This is a genomic window from Ornithinibacillus jepli (assembly GCF_047228935.1).
Classification (GTDB): Bacteria; Bacillota; Bacilli; order Bacillales; family Amphibacillaceae; genus Ornithinibacillus.
This window is the reverse complement of record NZ_JBFEGG010000010.1, coordinates 19,942-41,858: the sequence shown is the minus strand read 5'-3', so window position 1 is coordinate 41,858 and position 21,917 is coordinate 19,942. Positions and strand designations below refer to the sequence as shown.

The window sequence follows — 21,917 nt, the reverse complement described above, 5'->3', positions numbered from 1 at the left end:
TTGTGACAAGGGCTCCTGACCCACTATAGTTTGAATTGGCGGACTAGGGTAGTTAGCTCTTCTGCTATTTTAGCTAATTGTTCAGAACTTCCTGCAACCTCTTCCATAATGCTGCTTGTTTGCTCAGTGGAAGTGGGGGTTTTTTTCTCTCATTTATGATAACACCTTTCCAAGCGATTCCTTTATTCGATCCATATTAAATGGTTTCACTACGAAATCATTTGCACCAGCTTGAATCGCATCCACAACCATACTTTGTTGCCCCATCGCGGAGCACATAATGATTTTTGTTCCTGGTAGTATCTTCTTGATTTCTTTAGTTGCATCTACACCATTCATCTCTGGCATTGTAATATCCATCGTAATTAGGTCTGGGGTCAACTCTTTAGCCTGCTCAATGGCAATTAAACCATTCTCTGCTTCTCCAATTACTTCATGTCCTAATTTCGAAATAATATCCTTTAATTGCATTCTCATAAATGCTGCATCATCTGTAATTAATACTCTTGCCATTTTGAAATCCTCCAATTAATGTACAATTACTTCCTTTAATTCTTCCTTTTCCGTCACCTCTAAAACTTGTCCAAAGTCCAATAAAATCAAGAGCTCATTTTCTAGCTTTGCAACACCTTTTACGTATTCCTTATGAACCATACCCCGCATTTCCTTAGCGGGTTCAATAACATTTAACTCAATATCCATCACATCTGTTGCCGCATCAACTATAACTCCAACTAGGATATCTTCTACACGAGCAACGATAATCCTATTTAATTCTGTTTCTTCAGTATGTGCCATTTGCAATCTATCCTTCAAATCTATAACCGGGATAGTTTCACCATGGATATTGATAATTCCTTTTATAAATTCCGAAGTTCCCGGTACATGCGTGATTTCTTTCATTTTTTCAATTGACATCACCTGTTGAACGTCTACACCATATCGTTGATTATTTAACATAAACACAATTACTTTGATTGATTCCTCCATCAAATCGCCTCCTGTCTATTTCTTCACTAATGCATTCGGATCGATAATTAAACATACCTCACCATCACCTAAAATCGTAGCACCTGAAATAGCAAACACATTTTTCAAATAATTACCTAGTGATTTCAGTACGACTTCCCGTTGACCGATAAAGGAATCTACTAATAACCCTGTACGTTTATCCCCTGTTTGAATGATTACTGCAGAGTTACTCGATTCGTCCTCATCAGAAATTCCATAAACGTTACTTAATGAAACTAAAGGTACAATATGCCCTCTAAAATCCATCACCTTCTGCCCATGGACATAGTTAATATCTTTATATTCTAACGTAACGGTCTCAATTATAGATGAAAGCGGAATAGCATACGTTTCACTTTGTACTTTCACTAATAGAGTTGATAATATGGAAAGTGTTAAAGGTAGTTGTATCGAAAATTTACTACCTTTTCCTGGTTCCGATTGGACTACAATAGAACCGCCTAGTGACTCAATCTTATTTTTTACTACATCTAATCCTACTCCACGACCTGAAATATCGGATATTTGATCTGCAGTACTGAACCCTGAGGCAAAAATCATGTGGTAAACTTCCTCGTCAGTTAAATTCCTTGCCTGTTCAGAACTAATTAATCCATTTTCAATTGCTTTCTGTTCAACCTTTTCACGATTGATACCAGCACCATCATCTTCAATATCAATGAAAACATGATTTCCACTATGATATGCCTTTAGAGTAATTCTGCCCTCTTCCGGTTTCCCTGCCTGTAACCTTTTTTCTGGAGACTCTATTCCATGATCAAGGGAATTTCGAATTAGGTGTACGAGCGGATCACCGATTTCATCAATAACAGTGCGGTCTAGTTCTGTATCACTTCCATAAATTTCTAATGCAATGTTTTTATGTAAATCCTTTGATAAGTCTCTCACCATACGTGGGAATCGATTAAATACTTGTTCAATCGGCACCATTCTCATGGCTAACATCAAGCCTTGCATATCTTCTGTAACACGGGTCAAATTTTCAACTGTCTCGATAAACTCTTGGTCTTTATATTTCTTACTCAAATCTTCTAATCTACTACGATCAATGATGACTTCTTCAAATAGATTCATTAAGTTATCTATACGTTCTATATTTACTCGAATAGTTTTCGATAGCTTCGGTTTTTCTGATTCAGTTTGTTTTTCATTATTAGATGGTTGCACCTTTTCTACTGATTTCTCAACTTCTCTCTTCTCAAGCGAAAAATCATGAATATCCACCTTATGAATCTCTGAAACTCTTTCAATCGCATCTTTTATAGAATTACTTGATTTTGTCGTGATATAAAGAATAGTAAACGCCTGTTCGAAATTTCCTTCTTCAATCACATCAACCTCAGGTACCGTTTTAATTACTTCCCCTAGATCTTCCAATTGATCAAAAACCATGTAAGCTCTTGGACCCTTTAATATGCAGTCTGAATTTAATTGTACAGTTATTTGGAAGGCTTGATGGCCATTTTCCTTAGCTTGTGACATAACAGTAGACTGGTACTCGTCTAACTCTAATGTTTGAAAAGCTTTGGGATCAGATGCATTGCTTTGGACTTGTTCCTGGGAGGAAGTACCACTCTCCACTTGCTTTAAACGCATAACAAGCTCTGATACATCCTTCTTTCCATCATTTCCTTCACTTATCGATTGAACCATTTCCTCTAGAGCTTCAGTAGCTAAAAAAGAAATATCAATAACTTCTGTAGTGACTGTTAATTCATGGTGACGAATTTTATCTAGTACATTTTCCATTTGGTGGGTTAATGAAGCAATATCTTCAAAGCCCATTGTTGCGGACATTCCCTTTAATGTGTGCGCGGAACGGAAAATTTCCTGTACAATATCTATCTCCGTCGGTAGCTTTTCTAGTCTAAGAAGATGATCATTAATTGCCTGCAAATGTTCACGACTTTCATCCAGGAATACTTCTATGTATTGATCTGTATCCATGTCTACTCCACTTCCCTTCTGGCTTTAATTAATCTAGTAATAAATAAAGGTTTAAATCTCCTAGTGAACCAAACTTTACTGGAATGACTAATGACCTCTCATACCCTGAAAGTGTCGTACTTCCGTTCATAATGGTAGGTGCTGTAATATCTGTTGTAACCCCTTTTTCCACTATACTTGTAGAAAGGGCTCCTGCTAGCATATTTCCAAGTTCCCCGCTGAACGATACTAACATTTCGTCTTGTAATGGCATTCCAAACATTGCTTCACCGATTGAACCAAATATGGATGGGGCACCTGACAATACTAATTTTCCCTTTACATCCCCAGTAATCCCGATAAGCACTCCAAATTCTAGCTTTAATGAATCGTTGGATAGTTTCGGTTTATCGATAGTATGATCAATAGGGATGATCTTTTTCAATGAATCGATTGTTCCGTTTAACAAAATCGTAACAAACTCACTTTTCACGTTTGTTGCTGTAAGCAATATGTTGACCTCCTGTATTTATGATTTCCACTATAAAAAATAAAAAGACTACCCCAATATAGGAATAGCCAAGGAATATGTATAAACTTGGTAGCCAGGCGATCATAGTCTTTGTAGACGTTAGACCCTAGAGCTTTGCGTCCCATCTTTTCAAATGGTTTGCCTTTATCATAGTTCTTTATACTCATTATAGTAAATATGAACTATTAAATCGTAGTATAAAAATTCATAAAAATCAATAGGAAAACAATTTAGGGGAAAAATTACATCTTTTATTCAAGGAAAGTAATGGGAAATTGTTCCCTAACAACCAATCCACTTGAACAGTCTACTCCCTATCTGCTACCCTAACAAAAGAACTACCCAAAAAATTCCACATAAAAAAGAGGGATATTACTATGAAGGCAATTATCACAAAACAACCGGGTGGGGCGGAACAATTACATGTAACAGATTGGCCAAAACCCGAACCCGGTGAAGGAGAATTGTTAGTTAAAGTAAAAGCTGCGGCGATTAATCGTTCAGATATAATCAATCGAGAAGGCCAATCAGGTTATTTAAAAAATCCAGTGCTAGGAATAGAAGTAGCAGGGATTGTGGAACAAACTGGACCGAACACAGAAGTTAAAGTCGGTACTAGCGTGATGGGGCTTGTAAATGGTGGTGGATATGCAGAATATGCGATCATGCCTGCTGAACGGGCAATGGTCATTCCAGAAGGCTTATCATTTGAAGAGGCTGCAGCAATCCCGGAAGTATTTTTAACTGCTTATCAAACGCTATTTTGGTTAGGACATTTAAAAAAGGGCGAAACCGTACTCATTCATGCTGGTGGAAGTGGAGTTGGAACTGCAGCAATTCAATTGGCGAAACAAATTGCCTTGGCGAACGTCATCACGACTGCTGGCTCAAAAGAAAAGCTAGATTTTGCTCGGTCATTAGGAGCAGACTACTGTATTAATTATAAGGAAAGTGATTTTTCCGAGGAAGTAGTACAAGTCACGAACGGTCAAGGTGTTGATTTGATCCTGGACTTTGTCGGCGCATCCTATTGGGAAAAAAATCTCTCCAGCATTAAGGTAGACGGGCGCTGGGTATTGATTGGCATATTAGGGGGAGCAAAGAAAGAAGTTAATTTGATGGATATCATGAACAAACGAATCCAGCTAACAGGCACATTGCTTACCCCAAGAAGTGATCAGTATAAGGAAAAACTAACTGCTGATTTTATGACAGCTGCTTTAGAACTATTTAAGACGAAACAACTTCAACCAATTATTGACCGTGTTTTTGCTTTTGAGGAAATTCAACACGCACATCTATACATGGAACAAAATAAAAACATAGGAAAAATAATCTTAAAAGTCGATTCATCTAGCTAATTATTAGGTACTCAACAAGAAAATCATCATGCTTGTGGGGCTTTTCGCCCCACTTTATTAAAACGCACCCGATCCGCCACCACCACCGCCTACACCTGTACCAGTCCCTACTGTAGTTGAAGAACCAGTCGAAGTCGTTGCGGCTACTGCAGTATCTGCTTGGCCGAAGTGTTGATTAGCTGATGTTGCAATAAGAAAGAATAGCATAATGTTTGTTGTATCCATGCTCGAACTAGATGTGTTATTAATTTGATTAAAAAGTATTTTACTTCGTTCAATTATTCTTTTATCACCTATACCATGGGTGTAATTTATCGCCAAGATTTGGTCATCTTCACTCCACTTTGACCACTGACTAGATGGCAGTTCACCAACACCCTTTTTAAAATGTTTCCATTGTTCCCATATGACAGCACCATTTAACGTTCTCGGATTATGAAAAATACTAAATGCGAGTAAGCAAAACATAAGGATAATAGAAAAGAACATCCACATAAACAATTCGTGCATTCCTAAATAAATGCAAAATGGAATTAGCAGCAGACTAGAGATCGCAACTGTCCATCGAAAGCCCGCTTTTGATTGGGTGAGCTTATTCGATTGTAATTCCTCTCGAATTGCATTTAACCATGTTTGAACTTGTTCGTTGTAATCATTATGATTTGATTTTTTCTCCGTAAATGCTTTTAAATCTTCAAATCGAAATGTTGTACTATCACCAATTTTATCAAACAAGAATTCTATTAATAATCGCTCATGCTCATACTCTGTATGACGATTTACTAACAAGAACTCCTCTTCCTTGTCTGATTGCACATAACCTTTTCGAACTAATTCTAATAAGGAGGTGGTAAGTAACTGGTTACTCGGTGTGAATGGACTTGTATAAAGTATTGTTGCGGGTAAGCTCATTTCAAGTTTCGGTACACTCAAGTCCTGTTTTAATCGGCGTTGTACATAATGTCTTAGTTCCACTTTTTGCCGTATACTTACCAAGAGCAATATTATAAAATAAACTCCAAATAGCCCAATAACATAAGGAGCAACACTATTTAGCCACTCAGTCCGCTCTTGAAACAAAGCTATTTCCGCTTCAGTATTGGTTATTTCTGCCTCAATTGAATCTCGCATCATGTTTTCACTTGTTAATGATGCAGCACTAAATTGAGTAGCATCATAGACTACCCGAATGTCCCCATTCTTCTCGTCCCTCACATGACCTAAGGAAAAAATAGCCACCCCTTCTTGTGAAACTTCTGCTGTATCATACGCTTCATCGTAACCATAAGCGGTAACATTATCCGTTTCACTAGGTGGATGCACATATATCGTCATGTTCTCGTACTCCGATTCATTACTACTATCAAAAAACGGCCAGTAGAACTGGGCGACATCTGGATATACCTCTACTCCATTAAGAATGGTATAGTTCAAGTCGACCGTTACCGTTTCCTCTTTACCACTACGGTAAATTTTATATACGTTATCGTCCGTTTCTACATTCAGTGATTTTCCATCTTCACTTGCCACAAAGTCTTTAATAGATGTACCCTTTTTCGGAATGATCGTGCGGGTAATTCCATTAAAATCATCTTCAAAATAATATGTGAACCTTTCCTTTACTTCAACATCCCCATTTCCCTTTAAATATGCATTTATTTGAACATCTTTAATGGTATATTCAACATCTGCAAAGGCTGGTTGGACAAGAATGAGAAGTGAAGATAAGAAAATAAGTATACTTGCAAGTTTTTTCATAAAAGCAACTCCTTTAGTGTATATACGAATGGTTGGGGTATTTGGTTTCAGGAAGATGTAGGTAGAAGTATATGTAATAATCTATTATAATCTAAACAAAATAAAAATAGAATGAGTGCTGTAACACTCATTCTAAGAGATCATACTGCATGAAAAATAGCAGCCTTTATTATGCAAGACCTTAATAGAAGTAATCCATTTTCCACTTTGATCGTGTGAAAGTCGGTTACTATTTTCTGTAAGCTGATTTGAACATTTTGCGCTTATCCATTATTCCATCATTCATCTTCTAACTAATATCACTGCTCCATAATCTGAATTAAATTCCCACAAGTATCATCGAATACAGCTATCGTCATATTCCCCATCTTTGTTGGCTTCATCGTAAACTCTACACCGAGTTCCGATAACCGGTCATACTCTTTTTGTACATCAGCTACCCCAAACATCGTCGCGGGAATCCCCTCTGCAACAATCCGCTTTTGATAATCTTGAGCAGCAGGATGCTCATTCGGTTCGAGTAATAGTTCAGTACCTTCAGGATTATTCGGTGAAACAACTGTAATCCATCTAAATTTCCCCGTGGGAACGTCATGCTTCTTTATAAATCCCAGCTTTTCGGTATAGAACTTTAGTGCTTTGTCTTGATCATCTACAAATAAACTCGTTACGATTATTTCCATCGTGTTACTTCCTCCTTTATTAGCCAGTTAGCATTCTTTCTACACTCATCTTCTTCATTAATTATGGACAAGCTTTACTCTACCCACCCTTTCAATAAATCTTTCAATGGTTCATTATGGAAAATAAGTACACGATATTTTCCCTTCCGCTTTGATTGAACAAGCCCAGCTTCCTCCAAAATATTAAGGTGTTTCGCTATTGCCTGGCGCGAAATGGACAGGTCATGCTTCATCATCAGACGAACGGTAAGTTCATATAATGTCAGCTCATTACGATCGGACAGCTCGTCCAATATTAGCCTCCGTGTCGAGTCACTAAGCGCTTTGAATATGTTGTCGTTATGTTTATTCATAGATCGAGTATATGCAACTTTTTGGTTGCTTGTCAAAGTTATGCAACCATATGTTGAATAATAAATCTTCGTATTTACAACAGCCCTTCAGTATCAGTGCCATATAATAACAAAAAGCATTAACCAAAAAAATTGATTAATGCTTTATATTTGGATCGCTCAGAATGAGGCAATTAATTAATGTTCTGGACTATTATCTATTTCACTGGGACAAGGGATTTGTTCCAATCTTATCCAATATAAACGCATAACAAGCGGCAGATTCCTTTAAATGATTAAAGCGTCCAGATGGACCGGAATGTCCCGCAGCCATGTTCGTTTTGAGCACTAGGATATGATGATCGGTTTTCAGTGCTCTTAAACGCGAAACCCATTTAGCCGGTTCCCAATAAGCAACTCTCGGATCATTCAAACCAGTTGTCACATACATATGCGGATAATCTTTCGCTTCTACATTGTCATATGGACTATACGACTTCATATAGAAATAGTCTTCTTGATTTTGAGGATTTCCCCATTCGTTCCATTCTAGAGTAGTCAGTGGAATGGTAGAGTCGAGCATAGTTGTCACGACATCGACGAATGGAACCTGTGCCACGATGACTTGAAACAAGTCGCTAGACATATTAGCAACTGCGCCTACGAGTAACCCACCTGCACTGCCCCCTCGAGCTGCCATTTGACTTGGTGTTGTATAGCCGTTTTCAATCAAATGGTTTGCAGCAGCGATAAAATCAGTGAATGTGTTTCGCTTTTTCTGCATTTTTCCGTCCTCGTACCAACTATGACCCATCTCCGAGCCACCACGAACTTGCGCTGTCACAAATACAATACCCTTGTCCAAGAGCGGGAGACGATATGGGTCAAAACGCGGATCACTATTTGCTCCATACGAGCCATACCCAGACAGAATTAACGGAGCAGGTCCTTCTTCAAATGCTCCTTCTCGATAAACGACTGTCATCGGTATTTTAACTCCATCCTCTGCGACCGCCCACAAATATTCTTGACGGTATAAGGACTTTTCATATTGCCCATTCACGGGGGCAACTTGTAAGCATTGCTTCTCTCCAGTTAGTAGGTTCAACCCATATGTAGATTTAGGCGTAAGTAAGGACTCATACTGAATCAAAACTTCTTCTGCCTCATAGCTTTGACGGGAAGAAATCGATACAGAATAAAGCGACTCATCCCAAGTAATCCGCTTCAACTCTTTGTCCTTCAGCACCCAAAGTTGTGTCAAACCTTTTTCTCTTCCAAAAATAATTAATGCATTTCGGAACGGGTACACCCCTTGAAGATAGCGTTCCTCACTATGCTCAATCAGCACCACTCGTGAGTCAAAATCATTCAGTGGACAACGAAGCAACTGAAAATTAGTCGCTCCCTCATTTGTCATAATGAGTAGCTCATCTCCCCAATGGTCAAGACCATATTCTATCCCCTCTCTACGCTCATCAAATAATTGTAAAGAAGATAACGGAGCGTTCGCATCTAATAAACGGACTTCACTCGTCGTTTTCGATCTGGAAAGGACAAAAATAAATTTCCCACTTTGGGATTTCGTGATGTATAACGTAAACGTCGAATCGCTTTCTTCATATAATAGCTCATCACTTTCCACATCAGTACCCAATCGATGCCTCCATAGCCGGTAGGGGCGTTGATTTTCATCTACGGTAATATAAAAAATATAGTTCCCACACTTGCTCCATTCCAAACTAGAAAATAAATAGACATCCGGAATCTGGTCAGGTAGTAGCTCCCCAGTTTCTAAGTCCTTTATATAGATGGTATATCGATCTGTACCATCACGGTTTTCCAAATAAGCGAGTCTATTATGATCGTTATTCAAGCGTTGTAATGTGACACTCAAAAATTCACCATCTACGGCTAGTTCATTTAAATCGAGCACTACTTCTTCTTGCGCATCAGACAACTTTTCACGATTTTCCGCCTTCTTCCGCGCATAGATTGGATATTGCTTGCTTTTATCCATGCGGGAGTAGTAGAAAAATGGCCCATGCTGCAGAGGAACTTGCTCTTCTGATTCCGGAACACGTTCTACCATACTTTGATAGATTTGTTCTGTTTGTTCTTCCAGTGGTCGCATGATTTCATCGTAATATCGATTTTCTTCCTCTAGATACTGAATGACCTCCGGATTGTTTCGGTCTCTTAACCAATAATAATCATCTTCGCGAACATCGCCATGTATTTCATGGAGATGTGGTATGCGTTTTGCTATAGGTGGTTTCATAGGCTTCCCCCTTTTCTTTGTATATATTATTTTCGTGATTGGGGTTGGTAAATCCTCTTTTTTTAGGGAATTCGATGGGGGGATGAAAATATGGATACCATGGAGCAAACACTTTAAACTTGTCGCTGGTAATATGTGTATATAACTGCGATGATTTGTTCATCTTCACTAGAACAAGAACTAAAAAGAGAGACGGTTTAACCCTCAACTTATGCTGAACCGTCTCTCTTTCGTATTGCCTTATTCGCTGAATTAGTTACTAGATTATTAAGCCGTTATCTTGTAATTCCCGAAGTGACCATATTGTGGAAGGCTTCGTTTGATGAATGGAATCATACGTAATGATCTCACCTTTTTTAACCGCTCTTGTCATGACAATATGCTGGTCTACAAGACCAATTGGAAGCGCATTTTCTTTTACTGCTTGTTCTCTTGTAAGGATGGTTGCATAGGTTGTGAATCCACCAATGTTATCAAGATATTCCCCTTCCTTTAAGTCCTTCTTCGCAACAGCTACTGCCTCAGCTACATTCCCGTACCAAGGTGCTATGGTCGGAGAGCCATCAAAATAGGCTTTTGCGATGGATAACGGTGTTTCAAGACTTGCTAGATGATATGGGCGGTAAAGGACATAATAAGGACCCTCACCCAACTTTAAATATTGAAGTTCATGATCCACTTCTGGATGATTTGTTTTAATAATCGCAAAGACCCCAGGAGCAACACCATTTACATATTCCACTACTCTCTTTCGGGAAAGGATTCCCCCATCCTCTTTAGGAATGATGACAGATGGAAGCTCCTTAACAGTAGCAGTCGGACCATGCATGCCATCAATATCTGGTACAAAGCCAGTTGCATTTGCTACGGCAGTCATTTCAACCATCGTCTTTGTACCATCCTGGAAGGAAGCTAACATTTTGGGACTTGCACCTTTTTGAATAGCTTCCTCCCTTGCCGTTTCAGGGTTTGCTTCATGGTTCAGCTTATTATTTTTTCCCTTTCCTAAAGCAACAACCTCAAAACCTACTGCATCAGCAAAATCAAATAGCTCCATAATTGCTCCTGGCTCATCACCAGCTGAGCCAGTGTAGACAACACCTACTGCATCCGCCATTTTCTTTAAGAACGGCCCCACGGTAACATCTGTCTCTACATTAAGCATTACAACATGCTTTCTATTAAGGATTGCACTCGACGCAACAACGGCACCAACATTCGGTATACCTGTTGCCTCAACCACAACATCTACTTCGGGAATTCTTGTGACAAGGTTCGCATTAGTCGTAGCTACGACCTTATCACTAGAAATAGCTATATTAGCCTTTTCAAGCACATCAGTTTCTACAATATCTGTTAAATGGATATCCGCTTTTAAATAGGCATTTCTTGCATTTTCTATATCAATATCCGCTAATGCAACAACTCTAATGCCTTTCATTCCTTCAATTTGGGAGACCATCCCTCTCCCCATTTGACCTGCTCCTACAAGCCCAACTCGTATATATTTCCCTTGGTTTTCGTAATCTACTAATTTTCTGTTAATCCCTAACATGATTCCACTCCTAAATCTAGTTATCGTTTTACAAATCTCACTGTCATATTTTCCGCTAACGTAGGTACCAATCTCTTCTCCACACATATGGTGCCTGGTAATTCTTCACCTATTTCATTAGAAAATTTCACTGTGCAATGTCCTAATTCTTGTAGTGTTTCGTTGACTTTCTCTCCAACGTAAAGAATTTCAAATCCCTCACCGTTAAAATATAAATAGTCACCTTTTTCTACCAAGCCAAGTATTGGACCTTGCTTATGAATAACAGAAATTGTTTCTAATTCTTCAGGAACGGTATCATTAAATAGAATCAGCATATTTTCATCCATTAAATCGGAAACGTCACTACCGATCTTCGTAATAATAGATTCGTAGATGACTGTCATGCTATTACCTCCAACATCTAAATATTATGAATATAATCCAAAACTAAATACGTAAGCAATAATTACAGCAATTGGTCCAGTGAATTGACGAGAGATTAGAACTGCAGGTACCCCTACTTCAATCGTCTCAGGCTTAGCCTCTCCTAAAGTCAACCCTACTGGTACAAAGTCCGCTCCTACCTGTGGGTTAATAGCAAACAAGGCTGGTAATGCTAATTGCGGCGGAATATTTCCTTTTCCTATTTCTACACCAACTAAAACACCAACAACCTGAGCAATGACGGCTCCTGGTCCAAGTAATGGTGATAATATTGGAACCGCACAAATTACGGATAAAATTAACAGTCCCCAGATATTACCTGCCAACGGGGAAACAAAGTTTGCGATGATATCTCCAATACCTGTAAAGGTAATGATTCCAATAATCGTACTGACAAAGGCCATAAAAGGAAGAATGTTTTTAATAATTTGTTCGATTGTTTCTCTTCCGGCTTGATAGAAGACATTTACTACTCCTCCAACGCCTCGACCAATCCTTTCAAGAATGTTTGCTTTCTTCTTCGGTTGCTTGTACTGAGCGGCTTTTTGTTTTGCTTGTTCTTTTATTTCCTGAGGTGTGCGTTTTTCTTCGGGGTCTTCGTTTGGAGATGCTTCTGTAGCTGCTACTTCACTATGATCAATGGCAGTTATCGTTTGCTTCTTTACACCAGAAACAAAGTTATCCTCTTTAATAAACTTCATTAAAGGTCCTGATGGTGGTGTAGGTGTTATATTGATAGTCAATACTCCCATCTTTGGGTAAACTCCACATCTTGCTGTCCCACCACAGTCAATGACTACACATGCCATTTCATCACTTTCAATCTTAGTAGCGAAACCATCAACAGCTTCACCACCAGTCATTTCAGCTATTTGCTCGGCTATTGGATGGATTCCCCCACCTGTAACAGAAACGATATATTTTTTCTTATCTGTTGGGAGAATTGTAAGTGGTCCACCCCATCCATTCGATCCCTTCGATACTTTAACCGCTTGATATGAACTCATGTCCTTTCCCTCCCCCGAAATTAACCTTCTAATTCTCTTTTATTCATCATTCTATTTGTTAGAATCTCGGTAACAATACCACGAATTAGTATCACAATAACACCAACTAAGAAAAATCGGATTGCAAGTGGTCCTAACGATAACCCTAGCTCTGTAATTCCGGCAGCAATACCTAAGTACACAAACAATTCGGCTGCGTTTGCATGTGGAAATAGACCTGTGATTGGATGTACAAAAGAAACGGCAGAATCATAGAATGCGGGCTTTTGATTTTCTGGTAGAAACTTTCCGAACGTGTAGGCCATTGGATTAGTAAGGAAGAATACTGCTAATACCGGAAATACGGTATAACGTAATATCATGTTCTTTGTACTTTTTTGGGCTAATCGATTAATCCTATCTTCCCCGATTAAGTGAATTAAAGCATTAATAAATGTAATGAGAACAACAAGCGTCGGAATGATACCCGTTACGAGCCCCATGAATGTTTCTCCTCCAGCTTGAAACATTCCAATAAATCCTTCTGCTAACTTGACCAAAAAATCCATCCATTTCCCCTCCTAATTAATTGGCTTGAATCTGTTTTCGAATATTATCAATAGCCATATTGGTAGCATGCTGTAATTTATCCTTTTGATTGAACACAATTTTGTTAATATGCATGTTTAGTAGATTTTCATAATTGGAAAATCGTTGAAAGACGGTTACACCATGCATTTTTTTACTATCGATAATCATTCCATTTTTATTGCATACAATAACTACAACTGTCCCTACTCCTAATTTTCGTTTATCCACCCCCACTCCTAAGTAACCAGAACTATGCTTACTCATTTCTTTAATGGTCTTCTGGTAATGCTTCATTTGAACGACGGAAAGAATAATTTGAACAACCCATAATAAAGCAAATACCACAATGATCGTTCCCCACATTAAAACCTCTCCTTTACATTTGTTCTAGTTAATTACTTTTGTAAACATTGTATTATTGAAAACGCTTACTGTCAATTATATTTTTATAAAAATTCTAATAATTTAAAATTCAAAAATATTCTTGGGTGTTTCAAAAGAAAAAGGTTCGAAAATATTTTAAAGATGATGTCGCATAGCTTCGTGATAAGCCAATGTTTGCTCAACGTATCTAGTCAAACCGGCCAATCGTTACGTAGATACACAATTAAAAGACATCAATTAATAAGAGCACAAACTATCATGGCTGATTAGTTTGGTGAGTAGACTTATGGTTATACCGCAATAATATAAGCCTATGAATAAAAAAAATCGCCCAGTTATGAGCGATTTTTATCATATTTCCTTTACTTTTCAAACACACTATCGGATTAGCACAAATGAAACAAGAGAACCTTTACCTTGTTTTAGTTTCATTTCTACACCCTAGTAGTCTTACAATTCGGGCAGCTTTTATCTGTAGAATCATATTGGTTGCCACAGGTACGGCAGAATACTACTCCCACTTCCATTCCTTGTATTTGCTTTGAAGTAGTATTCGTATTCTGTATAGGATCCCCACTGTTCTGTCTAACAGATGACTTATTCTTACTAATCATGATGATGATGATCATATTCAAGATGATACTAGCAATAATAAGTAAGTTTGTAAGAGAAGTTAATTCTTCTAACATGTTGTATTCCTCCTTAACCTACTTTATCTTCCATGATTTCTTCGGTTACTATCTTGCCATTCCTTCTAAATACGTAGTAACCAACTGCTGCTGAACTAAGGGCACCAACGCCTCCAAGGGACCCGTAAAATAAAGGTTTATTATTGTACCAGCGTACGAATAGATTAGTGGTTACAAGTATGTCATTTACTTCCGTAGTTAGTTCATTCCCAGCCGCGTCAGTAGCAACAATTACTACATCTTGAGTAGAATTGGAATTTGGTATTTCAAACGAATAATTATCACCATCAACGATAAAGTCTACTTCTTCGTCGTTTAGATTAATTTTTACTTGATCTAGAACTAAGTTGTCCTTAATGGAAATCGTTGCTGTCTTAACATCAACTGGATATTGTTTATCATCTTCAATGTCAATAGGGGCAATAACTGGATTGGTTTTATCAATACCAAATGAAATTTCGGCTCGTTTTGTTTCATCAATATTCTCATTGATATTACCTGCTTTATCTTCCGAATAGATAGCAATGCTGTATCTTCCATCCCCTTCAAAAAGTTCCTTATGAATCGTATACGTGTACTGACTCCATTGGCCTTGGCCACTCGTCTCTGTAACTGTATAGTCCTCTCCTTCTACTAGGTCAGTAGGAGAACCATTATGCATCATTTTAATAGAAATGGAACCATCAATTAAACGATCCACGTTCGTTTCGGTTAAGATAATATCTTGCTCCTCTTGAACAAACTTACCTACTATTTTTTCTAATGATTCATCAAAGACATAAACAGATCCAAAACGATTGACGGAGAAACGAATTTCTTCACGCTTCTCATTTCCCGCTAAGTCCACAATGGTTGCTGATAGCGTGTATAGATCATCATTTTCCTTCAATTCTGCGAAGTTATCAAATGTAAATACTTGACCATTGGTACTATCGGAAAAACTTCCTTCTATATCCACCGGTCCTCTATTTGCTCCTACTAACTCAATCGTTACACCATTTTCATCAAAGTTTGTATCCGAATAAGTGATAACAGGAGCCACTTCCCCATTATTAGCAGACAAATCCTCTACTCCAGTAATAGATAATTCTGGTTCTGTTAAATCAACATAGAATTCTTGTGGCGCGAAATCATCTGCTAGATTTCCTGCCATATCCATATAGTCTATGTCAAAGCTGTATAAAGCATCGGTTTGGTATGCAATCATTGCCGTGTGTACATCTCCATTCGATGCCCAACCATTAATGGTAGGAAAAGCAACTTCATTACCATCATCCATCGCAGTTCCAGTAATGACAATGCGACTTGGATCAAAATTATGCTCTGTTACAGAAATCGTTGCTGTTCTTGCTGTATTAAAGTAATTTCCATTCATTGCATTATTCGTATCATAAGCAACATTAATCACTGGCTTCGTCTTATCAATCGTAAAGGAATCCTGCGCATAGGCAGCAGCCTGATTTCCAGCAATATCCTTAAATGATATATCGAATGTATAATCCCCATCTTGTGTATAGCTTATCGTTGCCGTATGGGTAGATAAATCCGGATTAGTTCTGTCAATTCGACTAGACCAACCACTTATAACCGGAACAACTCGGTCAGTATTTGTTATCAAATATTCTACATCTTCTGGGTTAAAGTTTCTTTCTGTAATCGTAATCGTTGCTGTCCGGTTTTCATTATAAAAATCCGGATGTTCTGGATCTGGAGAATTATTATCATAAACTACATTAATTGCTGGTGCTGTCTTATCTATACTGAATGTAATTTCTTCTTCAGATGTATGTCCAGATCGGTCTGTCATCTTTACTTTCACCTTGATGTCATTACTATTATTATTAACGGTAATAGTTTTCTTCATTTCTGTGACAAGGTTTTTATCCCTTTTGGTCTGTTTCCACCCTTTTGTATTACTGTCTTTTGCATACGTATGATTATTATTTAACTTTAGACTACCATGTTGATTGTTAGCAGTATCGTACGGCGCAACGACAGACCATTCAATTTCACTTATGCCAGAGTAAGTATCTGTAACGGTTAATTCAATATCTACATTACTGGAATAAAGATCTTTACCATTATTATCTTTAAATGGAGCTTTTGATTTATCAAATTTGATATGTGTTTCTTTTACGTGCTGTCCACTGCTTTCCACAATCGTCCCATCCGGTGCATAATAAGCTCCCATATTGTCAACGAAATCCGTTGCTTGGGCAAAGATTTGTCCTTTAAAGGATTGTGGAACGGTAAAGACCAGATGGTTCTTGGTCATTATTGGTGCGATTGACTTAATCCCAGACTCTTTAATCTCTTTCACAGAACCATCTTTTAGAACGGCATAATATTTACCATTGTCATAGTCTTTTAGATAGACAGTAATCGACTGAACACCACTAGTAAATTCCTTACTAACCCCTGGATCCTCCGCACTAATTCTTACCTGTGTTCTCTCTTTAAAGTAATATCCATATTCAGTTAATTCCAATGAGGAACCTAGGTTCTCCGTTTCCTCTATTGTTGTAAAACTTTTACCAACTGGAGAGAATTCAAATTTCGTAATTATTGGTTCCGTTCTATCAATATAGATTTTGCGAGAGGTTGTTTCTTTGTTACCCGCATTATCAAACACCTCAACGGAAATATCGTAAGAACCATCATCTTTTATTCCGACATCTTTTGTGTTAATCTCATAGGCTTTATTACTTTGCAATTCTGCTAAATCGGTATAATCATACTTATATGTTTTTCCATTCACATCAATGCTAACTGTTGCGACACCAGAATCCACATCAGACGTTTTGATTTCAAACGTAACATCCCCACTGTACTGATTTTTATATGAGGATACGTTTTCATCTGGTACAACAGTAATGCCTACTTTTGGTTTTTCTTTCTCGACCACAATATGATTGTTAGTTTCAGAGACAATATTGGAATTTTCATGGTTTACATCATAAGTTTCAACGTTATGAGCAAGGTCTGTAAGCGTTACTTGGAAGGAATCGTTGAATTGATCCACATCTAATACATATTCTGCTCTTGCCGTTAAATTATCTTCATCAACGGAAAACTCCTCATGCTCAATAATCACTCCATCACTTGATACAAGCTCAATTGACTCAACACCGGACGATTCATCCTTACCGTCTATCGTAATATGAACTTCCTTATTAAAGAACGTACCAAAAGAGACATGGTTAATTAATTTCGCAAAAAAGCCATCATTCTTTTGCTCAAAGGTTATCGCGTAGTCATCGTCATCATCGCCATCTGCTAATACCGCAGCAGTCTTGTCGATATAGAATTGCTCAACAGCAAAAGCTTCCTCACTCATTTTGTTGCCAGCTTTATCCGACACTTCGATATCGTATTCATAGTAATTATCTTCAGTAAAGGAGACTGTAGCTTGATGAACACCTGGCTGTACTTCCACCCATTCACTTAAAACAGGAAAATCCTTGCTACTTGGCATGGTATCCTTGAAAGCAAAGCGTTTTTCATCAAAGTTAATTTCACGAACTTCTATTGTTGCTGTTCTTTCCTTCTTATAATAATTACCATTTGCTCCATCGTTATTATCATAGGTCACACTCACTTCGGGAGCCTTTTTATCAATAATAAATTTATCAGTCTCCATCGGCTGTGCTTCATTTCCAGCATTGTCTTTATAAGACATCGTGAAAGTATAAACCCCATCTTGATCAAAATTGATAGTTGCAACATGAGTCGTCAAATCCGGGTTCTTTCCTTCTTCTGGATAAGTAGTCGTCCATTGACTGATGACTGGAACCTCTCCTCCAGATTCATTGATGATATCTACCAAGACATCTTCTGGATCAAAATTACGCTCTGTAATGGTAATTGTTGCCACTCGACCTTCTGGATAAATATAATCATTTTCTTCGTCTGAATCGTTATAATCGTATTCAATTTTAATTTCTGGAGCTGTTTTATCAATACTAAATGTAAGTTCTTCTTCCGATATGTTACCTGCTAGATCCGTCATTTTGACATGAATAACAATATCATTACTATTATGGTTGACGTTTAGTGTTTTCACCATCTCTGTTACGAGGTTTTGATCTGTTTTGGTAGGATCCCATCCTTCTGAATCACTACCCTTTTTAAAGGAACCATCATTATTGATTGTGAGTGTACCACTTTGATTATTTCCAGTATCAAATGGGGCTTCAACCGTCCATTCAATCTTCTCAATTCCAGAGTACGTATCCTTAACGGTTAAATCGATATCAACATCTCCGTCGTATAAGTCTTTCCCATTGAAGTCCACTCCGGTTGAACTCTTCCCAATAGACATTTCAATATGTTCTTCCATTTCATGTTGTGTAGGACTTTCGACAATGGTTCCTCGGATGCTCTCAAATGCACCAATGTTCTCCACATTATCAATAGCTTTTGCGATAATCTGTCCTTTAAAGTTTTCCGGGGCAGCGAACTTGAATTCTCCTTCTGTTGGAATGGAAGGTAATTGATTTACTTCAAAATCTTCAGCTCGAATCTCCTCAATCGTCCCATTTTCGTCTACAGAATAATAAATATCCTCTGCATGGGCTTTTAAGTAGATTATCATGGACTGTACTCCACTAGCTGCTTCATTTTCTCCCTTTTCATCTGATGCCATGACAGTCACTTCAATAGGCTTTTTAAAGTAGTAACCATACTCGGTGAGCTCTACATATTCTTCAAGCGCTTCTTCGTTGTCAATTAAAAATTCACCATCTATTGTTCCTAAAGCGATTCCCTTAATAACCGGACTCGTTTTATCCACATATACAGTTTCATTTGTCTCAAATATGTTACCAGCGTTATCAGTCACAAGTACTTCAACATTATATTCGCCATTTTCACTAGTGAAATTTGCTGTTGAGATGTTATAAGATGCTTCTAAAGTTTTCTCAGAAGTGAAGCTCTCGTTGACAAATTCCTCATTATTCACAAGAATAGTAACATTACCTACTCCGGAATCTTGGTCCTTGGCAATAATCGAAAAAGATACATCCTGATCAAAGTACTTTTTATACGTATCTTGCTCTACATAATCTGGACTTGGAGTCAGTGAAATGGATGCTTCCGGTACAACCTCTTCCATCATGATAATTCCACTATTATTTGCTAGGATGTTGGAATTTTCGACAGATACTATATATCTCTCAGTATGATTCAAGTTATCTGTAACTTCCACAGTGAAGGAGCCAGTGTAGCTTGCTGATTTAATGGTAAAAATCTGTTCGGCTTTTTTACCATTTCTTGTTAGTTCCTCTTTTTCAATGGTTGGGGCCTCTTCACCATTAGGTATGAGCTCAATAGATTTTATTCCAGCACCAGTATCTTCTACTCGAACCGTAGCTTGAATAGCCTTTTTAGCAAATGTTCCGAAAGTGAGGAAGTTAATAAATCCATCCATTTTTCCATCATTAACTGCTTCAAAGGTTACTGCTTCACCATCAATTAAAGATGGATTCGTTTTATCAATATTTATTTCGACATATTTCAGTCCAGAAATATTTCCTGATTTATCTACCGCCCATACAGTATAATACCCACTATATTCTTCATCTAAGACGGGAAATTCAAACGTGTTGTCTGCTTTAAGTGTAGCTATGTTTTCTGTACTTACAGGATCATTCCATTTACCTTTCACGTAATAGACATTTTCTATTTCAGTGGAATAGGTGTATCCATCAAAACTTTGACTTATATTGTCAATTTGTCCTGATACGGTTACGTTCCCGCTATACCATTTAGAACCTTCATGGGAAAATTCATTGTCACCATTTGTTACGATATCTGTTACTTCAGGAGCCTCTGTATCAAAAACAATTTTTACTTCCGGTTCAAGGGTAAATCTAACGATATCCAATCCATTTTTTACCATTAACTCTCGAATAGTCGTATTTTCCCTAATTACCCTCTCGTTTTTCCAGTTTAAAAAACCAACTCTTATTTTATTGTAGTCGCCATTAGGAGTTATTTTTACTTCACCGTTTTTGGGCAATATATAAATTATTTCATTCCCATTATGGACTTCTTTTAGTGCCTGTTCTGTATGAAAAGTGACATATTCCCCTCCAGGGTTAATAGTAGGAATCTCATCAAAAACTGCACTAATCGTATAATCTTCCGTAACGTTAGTCAGTGTATAAATGTAATTCCCATCATCATTTAGAACTACTTCATTTAAATCAACTTCTGCACCATTAACGATTAACGCTTCTAATTGATAATATTCATCTGGTGTAAGGGTTAGCGTTACATTATCTCCATGCTCTACTACGGTATCAGATACGGCAATCTCGCCATGGTCAACCGTTTCCGCATTAATATTATACTTATTGATGGAAAAAGTAATTTCAACCGTGTGGTTTTGTTCTACTGCTGTAAAAGTATACGTATAACTATTTCCATCTTTTCTTAGGGTGGATAAATCAACAACTTGACCATCAACTTTTATCTCTCCCACGTGGTACCCTTCATTTGGGGTAACTGTAAAAGATGGTGTTGAGCCCTGACTTGTAATTATCGTTCCTTCTAATGCATTGATAAGATTACCATCTTCATCTTCTATTATTCCTTGGTTATTACTATTAAAAGTAATCGTATAATACTTTACAAATTCCACTTCTATTACCATATCTTGAGAGGCAGTAATAGTTCCCTCATAGCCATCTTCACTAACACTCTCTAATGCTACATCATTCACTTTAATAGACTGTATTTTAGAATCGGAAGCAGGTTGGATATTAATACTTACATCACTACCTTCCTCCACCCTAATTGGTTCTACATAAGCTTCTTCATTTATCCTAATTGTCCCAGAGCCTGAGCCAATTGGATTAACGGAAACTTGATATAATACAGGTTCTGGAGGATTAGGATCTGTTCCCTCTCCAGCACCAGGATCTGTTACTGGCTCAACAATAAATTCACCTTCACCTATCGCCAAATCGTATTGGTATGTCATCGTTGTTCCATCGGTATTATGAATGGTAAAACGTATTGGATCATTTTCTTCTTCAGGTTGTTCTTGCATCACAAATTCAAACGTACTATTCCCTTGTAAATCTGCTTGTGTGATTTCTGGAAATAAAACTTCCCCATTCGCATCTGTTTGACGGGAATCACCAACAACATTTCCATCTTTATTACCAGTTATAATCGCCCCTTCAACAGGATTACTACTATTTAAAATCTGTAATGTAAAAGCTTCTTCCTCTGCACCTTGGGCAATTACAATTGGTAAACCTAAGTGCAGCTGATATGTGAGCATGATGAAGGCTAGGAAAATTGCTACAACACGATTTAGTCTTACTTTATTCTTTTCAATCATCGATTTCTCTCCCTATTCCTATCTCTGATT

At 37.7% G+C, this 21,917-nt stretch carries 16 protein-coding genes and 1 riboswitch; of the genes, 1 reads left to right on the top strand and 15 read right to left on the bottom strand.

Annotation, left to right across the window (positions count from 1 at the left end; genetic code table 11):
• Positions 1-153: 153 nt before the first annotated feature.
• Genes AB1K81_RS18460 through AB1K81_RS18445 form a run of 4 tightly spaced genes read right to left on the bottom strand, consistent with a single transcriptional unit; the run spans position 154 to position 3,469 of the window.
• Positions 154-513, bottom strand: a complete 360-nt coding sequence (locus AB1K81_RS18460) for a response regulator (protein ID WP_412978130.1) — start codon at positions 511-513, stop codon at positions 154-156.
• Between the two features lie 15 nt (positions 514-528).
• A complete protein-coding gene (locus AB1K81_RS18455) occupies positions 529-990 on the bottom strand; it encodes a chemotaxis protein CheW (RefSeq protein ID WP_412978129.1) in 462 nt (153 codons plus the stop codon).
• A gap of 15 nt (positions 991-1,005) precedes the next feature.
• Positions 1,006-2,979, bottom strand: a complete 1,974-nt coding sequence (locus AB1K81_RS18450) for a chemotaxis protein CheW (protein ID WP_412978128.1) — start codon at positions 2,977-2,979, stop codon at positions 1,006-1,008.
• A gap of 28 nt (positions 2,980-3,007) precedes the next feature.
• Positions 3,008-3,469 (bottom strand): chemotaxis protein CheX, encoded by a 462-nt coding sequence (locus tag AB1K81_RS18445; RefSeq protein ID WP_412978127.1) that lies wholly within the window; start codon positions 3,467-3,469, stop codon positions 3,008-3,010.
• An 86-nt stretch (positions 3,470-3,555) separates the two neighbouring features.
• A riboswitch (cyclic di-GMP riboswitch) is annotated at positions 3,556-3,643 on the bottom strand.
• Positions 3,644-3,867: 224 nt separating this feature from the next.
• Between AB1K81_RS18445 and AB1K81_RS18440 the strand changes: the two genes are divergently transcribed.
• Complete coding sequence (locus AB1K81_RS18440) at positions 3,868-4,851, top strand: NAD(P)H-quinone oxidoreductase (protein WP_412978126.1); 984 nt, start codon at positions 3,868-3,870, stop codon at positions 4,849-4,851.
• Positions 4,852-4,908: 57 nt separating this feature from the next.
• Here the strand turns inward: AB1K81_RS18440 and AB1K81_RS18435 are convergent, their stop codons facing one another.
• The 11 genes from AB1K81_RS18435 to AB1K81_RS18385 form a co-directional block, all read right to left on the bottom strand.
• Positions 4,909-6,609, bottom strand: coding sequence for a DUF2207 domain-containing protein (locus tag AB1K81_RS18435; RefSeq protein ID WP_412978125.1), 1,701 nt, complete (start codon positions 6,607-6,609; stop codon positions 4,909-4,911).
• Between the two features lie 299 nt (positions 6,610-6,908).
• Positions 6,909-7,292: a VOC family protein gene (locus AB1K81_RS18430; RefSeq protein WP_412978124.1), complete on the bottom strand. Its 384-nt coding sequence runs from the start codon at positions 7,290-7,292 to the stop codon at positions 6,909-6,911.
• 74 nt (positions 7,293-7,366) lie between these two features.
• Entirely contained in the window at positions 7,367-7,645 is a 279-nt protein-coding gene (locus AB1K81_RS18425; RefSeq protein WP_412978138.1) for an ArsR/SmtB family transcription factor, read from the bottom strand.
• Between the two features lie 202 nt (positions 7,646-7,847).
• Complete coding sequence (locus tag AB1K81_RS18420; protein WP_412978123.1) at positions 7,848-9,905, bottom strand: S9 family peptidase; 2,058 nt, start codon at positions 9,903-9,905, stop codon at positions 7,848-7,850.
• Between the two features lie 259 nt (positions 9,906-10,164).
• The gene (locus AB1K81_RS18415; RefSeq protein WP_412978122.1) at positions 10,165-11,460 is read right to left on the bottom strand and encodes an NAD(P)H-dependent oxidoreductase; all 1,296 of its coding nucleotides are present in this window, start codon (positions 11,458-11,460) and stop codon (positions 10,165-10,167) included.
• Between the two features lie 20 nt (positions 11,461-11,480).
• Complete coding sequence (locus AB1K81_RS18410) at positions 11,481-11,846, bottom strand: PTS glucitol/sorbitol transporter subunit IIA (RefSeq protein WP_412978121.1); 366 nt, start codon at positions 11,844-11,846, stop codon at positions 11,481-11,483.
• Positions 11,847-11,870: 24 nt separating this feature from the next.
• Positions 11,871-12,893: a PTS glucitol/sorbitol transporter subunit IIB gene (gene srlE / locus AB1K81_RS18405; protein ID WP_412978120.1), complete on the bottom strand. Its 1,023-nt coding sequence runs from the start codon at positions 12,891-12,893 to the stop codon at positions 11,871-11,873.
• A 20-nt stretch (positions 12,894-12,913) separates the two neighbouring features.
• On the bottom strand, positions 12,914-13,441 hold the full coding sequence (gene srlA, locus AB1K81_RS18400) for a PTS glucitol/sorbitol transporter subunit IIC (protein ID WP_412978119.1): 528 nt from the start codon (positions 13,439-13,441) through the stop codon (positions 12,914-12,916).
• Positions 13,442-13,457: 16 nt separating this feature from the next.
• Positions 13,458-13,826, bottom strand: a complete 369-nt coding sequence (locus tag AB1K81_RS18395) for a transcriptional regulator GutM (protein WP_412978118.1) — start codon at positions 13,824-13,826, stop codon at positions 13,458-13,460.
• 455 nt (positions 13,827-14,281) lie between these two features.
• Positions 14,282-14,536 carry a hypothetical protein gene (locus AB1K81_RS18390; protein WP_412978117.1) on the bottom strand — a complete coding sequence of 85 codons (255 nt, stop codon included), beginning with the start codon at positions 14,534-14,536 and terminating at the stop codon, positions 14,282-14,284.
• 13 nt (positions 14,537-14,549) lie between these two features.
• Complete coding sequence (locus AB1K81_RS18385; protein ID WP_412978116.1) at positions 14,550-21,887, bottom strand: InlB B-repeat-containing protein; 7,338 nt, start codon at positions 21,885-21,887, stop codon at positions 14,550-14,552.
• Positions 21,888-21,917 lie beyond the last annotated feature (30 nt).